This is a genomic window from Streptomyces katrae, from assembly GCF_000717655.1.
Taxonomy (GTDB): Bacteria; Actinomycetota; Actinomycetes; order Streptomycetales; family Streptomycetaceae; genus Streptomyces; species Streptomyces katrae_B.
The window spans coordinates 274,344-285,769 of record NZ_JNZY01000004.1 but is presented as its reverse complement, the minus strand read 5'-3'; the positions used below and the strand labels follow the sequence as shown (position 1 = coordinate 285,769).

Sequence of the window (11,426 nt, the reverse complement as noted above, 5' to 3'; positions counted from 1 at the left end):
GATCGCGGTGGCGCCCAGCTCCTTGGCGATCAGGCCCTCCTGGAGACCGACCAGAGCGGTGGCATGCGTCAGGTTCGGGAAGTACCCGATACGCACCTCGGGCGCGGAGAGCTTCTTGGCGCCGTCCGCGGCGGTGTTCGCCTTCTTGTCCGCCGGCTTGTCGGCCTGGGAGCCGTAGCCGCAGGAGGCGAGCACGCCGATCAGCAGCGGCAGGGCGGCAACGGCGGCGACGCCGCGGCGCAGGGTCGTGAAGGTGGTACGGGTAGCAGGCACGGGAGGGCTTCCTCTCGTAGCGTCATCTCATGACGCACGTCTTCGTCGGCGGAGCAAGGACGGGTCCGGCTCGTGGGGTGTGAGGGCGCGTAGGCAGTGCGCGTACGTCATCGCGCACATCGCGCCACTCCTCCCTGGCCGCTGCCGAGGCGGCCGCTGCCTACGCGGCCGCCTTCCTTGGCGAAGGTCGAGTAGATGTCGGAAGGCATGGGTTAGAAGTCCCACCCGTCTTCATCCGCCTGGACGGTGGTACGGGCCTGGGAGGCGAAGGACTCGCCGGCCATGCCCGCCGCCAGGGTCGTTCCGTCGGCCGGGTCGATCAGCAGGAACGACCCCGTCCGGCGCGAGTCGGCGTACGCGTCGAGCGCGAGCGGCTCGGCGGTCCGTACGACGACACGGCCGATGTCGTTGGCCACCAGCTGACCGGGGTTCGGGTGCTGGGAGAGGTCGTCCAGGGTCAGCCGCGAGGGAATCTCCTTGACGATCGCCTTGACCGTGCGCGTCGTGTGCTTGAGCAGCACCCGCGCACCGACGGCCAGCGGCTGGTCCGCGACGTGGCAGACGGTGGCGATGACGTCCTGCGTGGTGGCCGGGGCGCTCGCGGACGGCGCGATCAGATCACCGCGCGAGATGTCGATGTCGTCCTTCAGGCGCACCGTCACCGACTGCGGGGCCCAGGCGATGTCCACGCTCTCGCCGAGCGCGTCGATCCCGGAGATGACCGAAGTACGGCCCGAGGGCAGCACGGTGACCGGCTCGCCGACGCGCAGCACGCCGGAGGCGATCTGGCCGGCGTAACCGCGGTAGTCCGGGTGCTCCGCGGTCTGCGGGCGGATCACGTACTGCACCGGGAAACGCGCCGGGCAGGCCGTGAGGTCGTGGCTGACCGGGACGGTCTCCAGGTGCTCCAGCACCGTGGGGCCGCCGTACCAGTCCATGTGGGCGGAGGGCTCGACCACGTTGTCGCCGGCGAGCGCCGAGATCGGGATCGCGGTGATCTCCGGGACGCCCAGGTCCGAGGCGTACGCGGTGAACTCCTCGGCGATCGAGGCGAAGACCGACTCCTCGTAGCCCACCAGGTCCATCTTGTTGACGGCCAGCACCACGTGCGGGACCCGCAGCAGGGCCGCGACGGCGGCGTGCCGGCGGGTCTGCTCGATCACGCCGTTGCGCGCGTCGACCAGGACCACGGCCAGGTCGGCGGTCGAGGCGCCGGTGACCATGTTCCGGGTGTACTGCACGTGCCCCGGCGTGTCGGCCAGGATGAACCGGCGCCGCGCGGTGGCGAAGTACCGGTACGCCACGTCGATGGTGATGCCCTGCTCCCGCTCGGCCCGCAGGCCGTCGGTCAGCAGCGCCAGGTCGGGGGCGTCCTGGCCGCGCTGGGCGGAGACGGCCTCGACCGCTTCGAGGGTGTCCGTGAGGATCGACTTGGAGTCGTGCAGGAGGCGCCCGACGAGCGTGGACTTGCCGTCGTCGACGGAGCCGGCGGTGGCGAAGCGCAGCAGGGTGGTCGCCGACGCGTCGGTGAACTGCTCGGTGGTGGAGGTCATTTCTAGAAGTACCCTTCGCGCTTGCGGTCTTCCATCGCGGCCTCGGACATCTTGTCGTCGGCGCGGGTCGCGCCCCGCTCGGTGAGACGGGATGCGGCGATCTCGGTGATCACGGCGTCCAGCGTGGTGGCGTCGGAGTCGACGGCACCGGTGCAGGACATGTCACCGACGGTGCGGTAGCGGATCAGGCGGGTCTCGGTGGTCTCGTCCTTCTTGGGACCACCCCACTCGCCGGCCGTCAGCCACATGCCGTTGCGCTTGAAGACCTCGCGCTCGTGGGCGAAGTAGATCTCCGGCAGTTCGATGTTCTCGCGGGCGATGTACTGCCACACGTCCAGCTCGGTCCAGTTCGACAGCGGGAAGACGCGCACGTGCTCGCCCGGGGCGTGGCGGCCGTTGTAGAGCTGCCACAGCTCGGGGCGCTGACGGCGCGGGTCCCACTGGGAGAACTCGTCGCGCAGGGAGAACACGCGCTCCTTGGCGCGGGCCTTCTCCTCGTCGCGGCGGCCGCCGCCGAAGACGGCGTCGAACTTCAGGCTCTGGATCGCCTCCGTGAGGGGGACGGTCTGCAGCGGGTTGCGGACCCCGTCCGGGCGCTCACGCAGCTTGCCGGAGTCGATGTACTCCTGGACCGAGGCCACGTGCAGCCGCAGGCCGTGCTTGGCGACCGCGCGGTCCCGGTAGTCCAGGACCTCGGGGAAGTTGTGGCCGGTGTCCACGTGCAGCAGGGTGAACGGCACCGGCGCCGGCGCGAACGCCTTCAGCGCCAGGTGCAGCATGACGATCGAGTCCTTGCCGCCGGAGAAGAGGATCACCGGCTTCTCGAACTCGCCCGCCACCTCACGGAAGATGTGCACGGCCTCCGACTCGAGGGCGTCGAGGTGCGACAGCGCGTAGGGCGCGTCCGTCCCTTCGTGGACGTGTGCGACGGTGGCGGTCATGCCAGACCCCTCTCGGTGAGCAGCGCGTGCAGGGCCGAAGCCGACTCCTGCACGGTCTGCGTGTGCGACTCGATGCGGAGGTCCGGGGACTCCGGAGCCTCGTACGGGTCGTCGACGCCGGTCAGACCGGAGATCTCGCCCGCCGCCTGCTTGGCGTACAGACCCTTCACGTCACGCTCGGAACAGACCTCGACCGGGGTCGCCACGTGCACTTCGAGGTAGTTCGTCTCGGCGGCCGAGTGCCGCTTGCGGACGGCCTCGCGGCTGTCCGCGAACGGCGCGATCACCGGCACGAGCGCCTTGACGCCGTTGCTCGCGAGGAGTTCGGCGACGAAGCCGATCCGCTGCACGTTGGTGTGGCGGTCCTCGCGGGTGAAGCCGAGGCCGGCGGAGAGGAACTCGCGGATCTCGTCGCCGTCGAGGACCTCCACGCGGTGACCCTCGGCGCGCAGCCGCTCGGCCAGCGCGTAGGCGATGGTGGTCTTGCCCGCGCTCGGCAGCCCGGTCAGCCACACGGTGGCGCCCTGGTCGCTCACGCTCATCGTTCTCGTCTCCGTCGGTTCTGTGAAAGTCGATGCTTCGAGGTCGGTCATCAGCCGTGCAGTCCGCACTCGGTCTTGGCCCGCCCGGCCCAGCGGCCGGCCCGTGCGTCCTCGCCCTCCGCCACGCGGCGGGTGCAGGGGGCGCAGCCGACCGAGGCGTAGCCGTCCATCAGCAGCGGGTTGGTCAGTACGCCGTGCTCCGCCACGTACGCGTCCACGTCGTCCTGGGTCCAGCGCGCGATCGGGGAGATCTTGACCTTCTGCCGCTTCTCGTCCCAGCCGACCACCGGGGTGTTCGCCCGGGTCGGGGACTCGTCGCGGCGCAGGCCCGTCGCCCATGCCTCGTACGCGGTCAGGCCCTCCTCCAGCGGCTTGACCTTGCGCAGTGCGCAGCACAGGTCGGGGTCGCGGTCGTGCAGCTTCGGGCCGTACTGCGCGTCCTGCTCGGCCACCGTCTGGCGCGGGGTGAGGGTGATGACGTTGACGTCCATCACGGCCTCGACCGCGTCGCGGGTGCCGATGGTCTCCTCGAAGTGGTAGCCCGTGTCCAGGAAGACCACGTCCACGCCGGGGAAGGCGCGGGAGGCCAGGTGCGCGACCACCGCGTCCTCCATGGAGGAGGTCACGGCGAACTTCCTGCCGAAGGTCTCGGCCGCCCACGCGAGGATCTCCAGCGGGGTGGCGTCCTCGAGGTCGCGGCCCGCCTGCTCGGCCAGCGCCTTCAGATCGCGCGTCTCCGCGGCGGCCGGGCCCACTGCCTGACTCGTCGTCATATCTCGTCCCCTCCAGCGCTATCGGACTGAACACCGCGGGCCAGCAGCCCGAGGTACTTCAGCTGGAAGGCCCGGTTGCAGGCTCTGCATTCCCAGGCGCCGTGACCCGTCTCGTTCGGAAACAGGTCCTCGTCGCCGCAGTACGGGCAGTAGAACGGGGCCGCGCGCTCGCTCACGAGAGGTCCTCGTCCTTCGCACGGGTCACCCAGGCGGCGAAGCGCTCGCCGTCCCCGCGCTGCTCCTGGAAGCGCGTGACGACCCGCTCGACGTAGTCGGGCAGACCCGCCGAGGTGACCTTCAGGCCGCGGACCTTGCGGCCGAAGCCGGCCTCCAGGCCGAGGGCGCCGCCCAGGTGAACCTGGTAGCCCTCCACCTGGTTGCCGTCGTCGTCCAGGACCAGCTGGCCCTTGAGACCGATGTCCGCCACCTGGATACGGGCGCAGGCGTTCGGGCAGCCGTTGATGTTGATGGTGAGCGGCTCGGCGAACTCCGGCAGGCGGCGCTCCAGCTCGTCGATCAGCGAGGCGCCGCGGGCCTTCGTCTCGACGATGGCCAGCTTGCAGAACTCGATGCCGGTGCAGGCCATCGTGCCGCGGCGGAACGGGGACGGCTTGACCCGCAGGTCCAGCGCCTCCAGGGCCTCCACGACGGAGTCGACCTTGTCCGCCTCGATGTCGAGGACGATCATCTTCTGCTCGGCGGTGTTGCGCAGCCGGCCGGAGCCGTGCTGCTCGGCCACGTCCGCGATCTTGGTCAGGGTGGCGCCGTCCACGCGGCCGACGCGGGGGGCGAAGCCGACGTAGAACTTGCCGTCCTGCTGCTGGTGGACGCCGACGTGGTCGCGCCACTGGCCGCTCGGCTGCTCGGGCGCGGGGCCGTCGGTCAGCTTGCGCTTCAGGTACTCGTCCTCCAGGACCTGGCGGAACTTGGCCGGGCCCCAGTCGGCGACGAGGAACTTCAGCCGGGCGCGGGTGCGCAGGCGGCGGTAGCCGTAGTCGCGGAAGACCGAGATGACGCCCTCGTAGACGTCCGGGACCTCGTCGAGCGAGACCCAGGTGCCCAGGCGCACGCCCAGCTTGGGGTTGGTCGAGAGGCCTCCGCCGACCCAGACGTCGAAGCCGGGGCCGTGTTCGGGGTGGTTCACGCCGACGAAGGCGACGTCGTTGATCTCGTGCGCCACGTCGAGCAGCGGCGAGCCGGAGACCGCGGACTTGAACTTGCGGGGCAGGTTGGAGAAGTCCGGGTTGCCCACGATGCGGCGGTGGATCTCCTCGATGGCGGGCGTGCCGTCGATGATCTCGTCCTGGGCGATGCCGGCGACGGGCGATCCGAGGATGACGCGGGGCGTGTCACCGCAGGCCTCGGTGGTCGACAGGCCGACGGCCTCGAGGCGGCGCCAGATCTCCGGGACGTCCTCGATCCGGATCCAGTGGTACTGCACGTTCTGGCGGTCGGTGAGGTCGGCGGTGCCGCGCGCGAACTCCTGCGAGATCTCGCCGATGACGCGGAGCTGCTCGGTGGTCAGCCGGCCGCCGTCGATGCGGACGCGCAGCATGAAGTACTTGTCGTCCAGCTCCTCCGGCTCCAGGATCGCCGTCTTGCCGCCGTCGATCCCGGGCTTGCGCTGCGTGTACAGACCCCACCAGCGCATGCGGCCGCGCAGGTCGTTGGGGTCGATCGAGTCGAAGCCCGTCTTGGAGTAGATCGTCTCAATGCGTGTCCGCACATTGAGACCGTCGTCGTCCTTCTTGAACTGCTCGTTGCCGTTGAGGGGGGTGTGGTGTCCAACGGCCCACTGACCCTCACCGCGGTGACGGCCGGGCTTGCGGCGCGCGGCGGCGGGCGTTTCGGGGGTGGCGGCCATGGCGGTACATCCTTCTTCGGCGGCGTCAATGCAGGGTCAGGGGAGCGGCGGCGAGCCCCTGTCTTCGGCCCTGCCGCGGAGCAGGTGCGGCCGACAGCCGCCCTTGCCGGTGTTTCCGGAGGTCAGGGCGGTCTTCGGGCTTCAGGGGACATGCAGGTGCTTCGGGGATCGACGCGTCCGCAGCGGCGGGGACGACGGCGATGTGCGGCGGTGGCTGGTTCCGTCAGCTCGCCGGACAGATGGCGCTGGACATGCGGCCGAGGTCGACGTGCCGCCGACTCACCAAGGCAATTCCAGCTCCATTCATGGCGGAAGCGTGTCATGTGCCGATTGGAGGAGTCCACTACTGTCCATTATCCGGACGATGTGGTCCCGAATGGCGAGACGACGTGACGGGGGTCACGCGCGGGAGCGGCCAGTGGGACGGGCCATGGGCCGGGCGTCCGCAGGCCCGGCGCCACGCCGACGCGGGGAGGGTCAGGCGCCAGGCCAGGGGCCCGGGGTGGGGGCGGACTCCTTCTGCTCCGTCTCCGTACGGAAGAGCTTGAAGCCGCGGCGGAGGTAGTTGTCCATCGCCGTCGGGCCGTCCTGGCTGCAGGTGTGGAGCCACACCCGCGCCGTCGCCTCGCGCCCCGGCCAGCGGTCCGCCAGGGACCAAGCCGCTTCGACGCCCAGGGTCAGCAGGTGCCCCCCGATCCGGCGCCCCCGGAAGTCCGGGAGCAGCCCGAAGTACATGATCTCCACCACGCCGTCGTCCTGCGGGTCGAGCTCCACGTATCCGGCCGGCGTCCCGCGGTCGTACGCGACCCAGGTCTCCACGCCGGGACGGGCCAGCTGCTCCACCCACTGGGCGCGGGTCAGCGAGAGCCGGTCCGTCCAGTGGATGTCACCGCCCACCGAGGCGTAGAGGAAGCGGCTGAACTCCGGCGAGGGGATCTCCGCCCGCCGGACATGGATCTCAGGTCCTGGGACGGCAGCCGGGACCAGGTCCTGCGGGGAGGTCATTTCCAGGGACCAGGTGGTGAGTGTGATGGTGCTCATGCAGGTCAGGGAATCACGGCCTGCCCCGTACGGCCCAGGCGGGCCTTGATCACCGCCGGTGCCGTGGAGTGCGGCAGCAGCGCCGCCGGGTCCTGCGGCCGGATCAGCTCCACCTCCACGTCGTCCGCGAACCGGTACGGGCGGTGGGTCAGCACCCCGCCCAGGTGCCGCCGCACCCGCGACAGCTCAGCCCGGACGGTCACCGTACGCGTCGGGTCCCCGAACAGCTCCGCCGACAGCTCCGCCGCCGACCGCCCCCGCGGGCTCTCCGCCAGCAGGAACAGCAGCTCCGCATGGCGCGGGCTCAGTTCCTGCGACCAGCTCCCCGCGGCTCCGTACACCGTCGCCGACCACGTGCGCGCACGGCTCAGGTCCAGGACGACCCGGCTCGCCGCCTTCGCCGTGCCCGGTTCCCCGGCGATGCGCAGCAGCCAGCCGCCCGGCAGCGGCTCCACCACGCAGTCCCCGAGCTGCGGCACCCACACCCGGCCCGGCCGGAACCCCTTCGGCAGCGGGATCCGGTCCGCCGGTGCCAGGCCCGTCACCGCCGCCGTCCAGCCGTGCGGGTCCACCACGACGGCCTGCCCGGGCAGCCGGGCCAGCAGCGGCGCCGCGACCGCCCGAAGCCGCTCCAGCGACTCCAGGTGCCGGATCCGCAGCTCCCGCTCCGCGAGCCGGGCCACCGAGCTCACCCACGCCAGCGTGGCCGGGTGCATGGTGGCCAGCGGCCCGCTGACGTCCACCACGCCCAGCAGCCGCCCGTCCCGCGGGTCCCGCACCGGGGCCCCCGCGCAGGTCCAGTCGTGGTGGCTGGAGACGAAGTGCTCCGCCGAGAACACCTGGACGGGCCGGCGGGCCACCAGGGCGGTGCCCACCCCGTTGGTGCCGACCACCGCCTCGTCCCAGTCGGCGCCCACCGAGAAGCCCAGCCGGTCCGCCTTGCGCAGGATCGACGTGGCCCCCTCCCGCCACAGCAGCCGCCCCTCCGCATCGGCCACGACCATGATGTGCAGCGCCGTGTCCAGCGCCGGCAGCAGCCCCTCGCGCAGCACCGGCAGGATCTCCCGCAGCGGCGAGACCTGCCGCCGCTCCTCGGTCTCGGCCGCCGACAGCATCCGCGAGCGCGCGTCCCGGTCCGGGTGCACCCCGCCGGCCAGCATCCGGCGCCAGGATTCGGCGATCTCCGGGCGGGGCTCGGCCGGCGGCCGGTCCCCGGCCAGCGCGGCCGCCCGTACGCCCTTGAGCAGACGCGCGGCCTCCCGCGCGTCCATGGCCGAGATGCGTGCCACATCGACCGTGCTGCCTGCGGTGTAGGCCACCGGAACCTCCCCGTGTGGAACAGGACGTACGAGGGAATCCGCCCGGGCGGTCCGCGCGTGCCGCTTCCCCGGGCACGCACGGCGGACGGTTCCGACTCAGAGGGTTGCAACGGTATGCAACTCTCGCCAAGTCCCGGTCACCCGACCGAAACTGTCCGGACGTCGCCTCGCGGCGTGACAGCTCCTCCTCGGGGCTTTCGGATCAGGGGTGGTGCCGAGTCGGCGCGGCGCCACCCCTGCTCCCGGTCAACGGGTCCGGATCCCGGCTCGGACCTGTTTGGGGACAGGGCCCGCACCCTGGAGGGTGGCCGGCGGACCACGCTCTAGCCGGCGATCCGCGCCCGTTCGACCAGCGCACCCAGTCCCAGGCTGTGCGGCAGCGTGCCGAAGGCCGCACCCCCGTCGCCGCCCAGGCGCGAGGCGCAGAACGCGTCCGCCACCTCCGGCGGTGCCCAGCGCACGAGCAGCGACCCCTGGAGCACCAGGGCGATGCGCTCCACCACGCGGCGCGCCCGCGCCTCGATGCCCTCCAGGTCCGCGAGCTCCGTCAGCAGCCCCTTGATGGCCGAATCCAGCCGGTGGTCGGCGCCGCGCGCCTGTCCCACCTCCTGGAGGAACGCGTTCAGCGCCTGCGGCTCCCGCTGCAGGGCCCGCAGCACGTCCAGCGCCTGTACGTTGCCCGAGCCCTCCCAGATCGAGTTCAGCGGGGACTCGCGCAGCAGCCGCGGCAGCCCGGACTCCTCGACGTAGCCGTTGCCGCCCAGACACTCCAGCGCCTCCGCCACCATCGGCGTACAGCGCTTGGTCACCCAGTACTTCGCGGCGGGCACCGCGATGCGCAGGAAGGCCCGCTCCTGCTCCGTCCCGGCGTCGTAGGCGGCCGCGAGGCGCAGCCCGAGGGTGGTGGCCGCCTCGGACTCCAGGGCGAGGTCGGCCAGCACGTTGCGCATCAGCGGCTGCTCGATGAGCCGTGCTCCGAAAGCAGAGCGGTGCTCCGTATGGTGCACGGCCTGCGTCAGCGCCTGCCGCATCAGGGCGGCCGAGCCCAGCACGCAGTCCAGCCGGGTCGCCGCGACCATCCCGATGATGGTCCGCACCCCCCGCCCCTCCTCGCCGACCCGCCGCGCCCACGTCCCGTCGAACTCCACCTCGCCGGACGCGTTCGACCGGTTGCCGAGCTTGTCCTTCAACCGCTGGATCGCGAACACGTTGCGCGTGCCGTCCTCCAGCACCCGCGGCACCAGGAAGCACGTCAGCCCCCCGGGAGCCTGCGCCAGCACCAGGAACCCGTCCGACATCGGCGCCGAGCAGAACCACTTGTGTCCCGTCAGCAGGTACTCGCCCGCCGCGTCCAGCGGCTTCGCCGCCGTCGTGTTCGCCCGTACGTCGCTGCCGCCCTGCTTCTCCGTCATCCCCATGCCGAACAGCACCCCGCGCTTCTGCGCGGCCGGCCGCAGCCCCTCGTCGTACACGTGCGAGGTCAGCCGCGGCTCCCACTGCGCTGCCAGCTCCGGGTCCGTCCGCAGCGCCGGTACGGCCGCATGGGTCATCGAGACCGGGCAGCCGTGCCCCGCCTCGGCCTGCGACCACACGAAGAACCCGGCCGCGCGGCGCAGGTGCCCGGCCGGCCGCCCCCACGCATCGGTCAGCCCGGCGCCCACCGCGTGTCCGAGCAGCCGGTGCCACGCCGGGTGGAACTCCACCTCGTCGATCCGGTTGCCGTACCGGTCGTGCGTACGCAGTTCCGGGGGGTTCTCGTTCGCCAGCGCACCCCACTGCTGGGCCTGCGCCGAGCCCGCGGCCCGCCCGAGTTGCGAGAGCTCCTCCCGCACTTCGCCGAGGAGTTCGGGCGCCGAGGCCGACAGGTGCCGCTCCACGCCCTCGCGAAGGGCCCGGTCGGTGCCGTAGACGTCGTAGCCCACCAGGGGAGGGGGCTGGTTGGTGACGGTGTGGGTGGTGGCTGCCATGCGGATACCGTAAGGACGTGCAGCCAGCAGAAGAAACACCCGAGCGGGTCCCCGGGCGGCTCCATCGGGCCCGCGCCCTCTACCGCAACGTCTCCAAGCGCAAGATGGCGTGGCTGCTCCTGAAAGACACCGTCAATTCGTGCATCGAGTACCGGATCCTCGGCCTGGCGGCCGAAGCGGCGTTCTTCACGCTGCTCTCCCTGCCGCCGCTGTTCCTCGGCCTGCTGGGCCTGCTCGGGTACGTGGACGGCTGGACGGGCGGCACCTTCGTGGCCTCCATCGAGGAGAACATCCTGAACGCGGTCGGCACCGTGCTCTCCGACCGGGGCGTCAGCGACATCGCCAAACCCATGCTCGACGACGTCACCAAGGCCGGCCGCCCGGACCTGATCTCCCTCGGCTTCGCCTTCGCCCTCTGGTCGGGCTCGCGGGCGGTCAACGTCTTCATCGACACCATCACCGTGATGTACGGGCTCGACGGCCAGCGCGGCATCGTCAAGACCCGGCTGCTGGCCTTCCTGCTGTACGTCATCGCCCTGGTGATCGGCGCGATCGTGCTGCCGCTGATGGTGGCCGGGCCGGACGCCGTCGTCCGCTGGTTGCCCTGGAGCACGGAAGTGATCGCGGTGCTGTACTGGCCTACGGTCACCGTGCTGTCCATCGCCTTCCTGACCACGCTGTACCACGTGTCCGTCCCCGTGCGCTCCCCGTGGATCGAGGACGTGCCGGGGGCGCTGGTGGCGCTCGCCATGTGGGTGCTGGGCTCCTTCCTGCTGCGGATCTACCTGACCAACACCGTCGAGGGCCCGACCATCTACGGATCGCTGGCCGCCCCGGTCGCCGTCCTGCTGTGGATCGGCGTGTCGGCCTTCGCCGTCCTGGTCGGCGCGGCCGTGAACGCCGCCATCGACCGCGTCTGGCCGTCCGTGGCCACCGCCGCCGCCCGCGAGGCGAACGAACGGGTCCGGGAGGCGGAGGCCGCGCAGCTGGTCGCCCGGGCCGCCGCCTGGCGGGCGCTGGCCGAGGGCGAGTCGGAGGACGACGAGGAGGGCGACGCCGGGATGCCGTCCGAGTTCCCCGAGCGCTGGTCGAACTTCCTGCCGCCGGAGGACTACTCCTCCCGCCTGCGCAAACACTGACCGCCGGACCCGCC

At 71.6% G+C, this 11,426-nt stretch carries 11 protein-coding genes and 1 pseudogene; 1 reads left to right on the top strand and 11 read right to left on the bottom strand.

Going from position 1 to position 11,426, the window contains the following annotated elements:
• The 11 genes and pseudogenes from IF09_RS0107615 to IF09_RS0107570 form a co-directional block, all read right to left on the bottom strand.
• A pseudogene (locus tag IF09_RS0107615) lies at positions 1–273 on the bottom strand (sulfate ABC transporter substrate-binding protein); the annotation flags it as partial.
• Between the two features lie 212 nt (positions 274–485).
• The gene (locus IF09_RS0107610; RefSeq protein ID WP_030293226.1) at positions 486–1,826 is read right to left on the bottom strand and encodes a sulfate adenylyltransferase subunit 1; all 1,341 of its coding nucleotides are present in this window, start codon (positions 1,824–1,826) and stop codon (positions 486–488) included.
• 2 nt (positions 1,827–1,828) lie between these two features.
• Entirely contained in the window at positions 1,829–2,767 is a 939-nt protein-coding gene (gene cysD, locus IF09_RS0107605) for a sulfate adenylyltransferase subunit CysD (protein WP_030293224.1), read from the bottom strand.
• Entirely contained in the window at positions 2,764–3,309 is a 546-nt protein-coding gene (cysC, locus tag IF09_RS0107600) for an adenylyl-sulfate kinase (RefSeq protein WP_030293223.1), read from the bottom strand. Before cysC ends, cysD begins: the two co-directional genes overlap by 4 nt.
• 50 nt (positions 3,310–3,359) lie before the next feature.
• On the bottom strand, positions 3,360–4,082 hold the full coding sequence (locus tag IF09_RS0107595) for a phosphoadenylyl-sulfate reductase (protein ID WP_051832175.1): 723 nt from the start codon (positions 4,080–4,082) through the stop codon (positions 3,360–3,362).
• The gene (locus tag IF09_RS0107590) at positions 4,079–4,258 is read right to left on the bottom strand and encodes a hypothetical protein (protein ID WP_030293221.1); all 180 of its coding nucleotides are present in this window, start codon (positions 4,256–4,258) and stop codon (positions 4,079–4,081) included. The genes IF09_RS0107595 and IF09_RS0107590 overlap by 4 nt, the downstream gene beginning before the upstream one ends.
• Positions 4,255–5,946 carry a nitrite/sulfite reductase gene (locus IF09_RS0107585; RefSeq protein ID WP_030293219.1) on the bottom strand — a complete coding sequence of 564 codons (1,692 nt, stop codon included), beginning with the start codon at positions 5,944–5,946 and terminating at the stop codon, positions 4,255–4,257. The genes IF09_RS0107590 and IF09_RS0107585 overlap by 4 nt, the downstream gene beginning before the upstream one ends.
• Before the next feature lie 223 nt (positions 5,947–6,169).
• Complete coding sequence (locus IF09_RS48200) at positions 6,170–6,253, bottom strand: putative leader peptide (RefSeq protein WP_309550570.1); 84 nt, start codon at positions 6,251–6,253, stop codon at positions 6,170–6,172.
• A 170-nt stretch (positions 6,254–6,423) separates the two neighbouring features.
• Positions 6,424–6,987, bottom strand: a complete 564-nt coding sequence (locus IF09_RS0107580; protein ID WP_030293218.1) for a GNAT family N-acetyltransferase — start codon at positions 6,985–6,987, stop codon at positions 6,424–6,426.
• A gap of 5 nt (positions 6,988–6,992) precedes the next feature.
• On the bottom strand, positions 6,993–8,258 hold the full coding sequence (locus IF09_RS0107575; protein WP_051832190.1) for a GAF domain-containing protein: 1,266 nt from the start codon (positions 8,256–8,258) through the stop codon (positions 6,993–6,995).
• Between the two features lie 371 nt (positions 8,259–8,629).
• Entirely contained in the window at positions 8,630–10,273 is a 1,644-nt protein-coding gene (locus tag IF09_RS0107570; RefSeq protein ID WP_030293214.1) for an acyl-CoA dehydrogenase family protein, read from the bottom strand.
• Between the two features lie 17 nt (positions 10,274–10,290).
• On the opposite strand from IF09_RS0107570, the gene IF09_RS0107565 reads away from it, so the two are divergent.
• Entirely contained in the window at positions 10,291–11,412 is a 1,122-nt protein-coding gene (locus tag IF09_RS0107565) for a YihY/virulence factor BrkB family protein (RefSeq protein WP_030293212.1), read from the top strand.
• Positions 11,413–11,426: the final 14 nt, after the last annotated feature.

Excerpts from the sequence above, each read along its gene's own strand:
- IF09_RS0107610 (WP_030293226.1), bottom strand. The coding sequence starts at position 1,826 with ATGACCTCCACCACCGAGCAGTTCACCGACGCGTCGGCGACCACCCTG.
- cysD (WP_030293224.1), bottom strand. The coding sequence starts at position 2,767 with ATGACCGCCACCGTCGCACACGTCCACGAAGGGACGGACGCGCCCTAC.
- cysC (WP_030293223.1), bottom strand. The coding sequence starts at position 3,309 with ATGAGCGTGAGCGACCAGGGCGCCACCGTGTGGCTGACCGGGCTGCCG.
- IF09_RS0107595 (WP_051832175.1), bottom strand. The coding sequence starts at position 4,082 with ATGACGACGAGTCAGGCAGTGGGCCCGGCCGCCGCGGAGACGCGCGAT.
- IF09_RS0107585 (WP_030293219.1), bottom strand. The coding sequence starts at position 5,946 with ATGGCCGCCACCCCCGAAACGCCCGCCGCCGCGCGCCGCAAGCCCGGC.
- IF09_RS48200 (WP_309550570.1), bottom strand. The coding sequence starts at position 6,253 with ATGAATGGAGCTGGAATTGCCTTGGTGAGTCGGCGGCACGTCGACCTC.
- IF09_RS0107580 (WP_030293218.1), bottom strand. The coding sequence starts at position 6,987 with ATGAGCACCATCACACTCACCACCTGGTCCCTGGAAATGACCTCCCCG.
- IF09_RS0107575 (WP_051832190.1), bottom strand. The coding sequence starts at position 8,258 with ATGGACGCGCGGGAGGCCGCGCGTCTGCTCAAGGGCGTACGGGCGGCC.
- IF09_RS0107570 (WP_030293214.1), bottom strand. The coding sequence starts at position 10,273 with ATGGCAGCCACCACCCACACCGTCACCAACCAGCCCCCTCCCCTGGTG.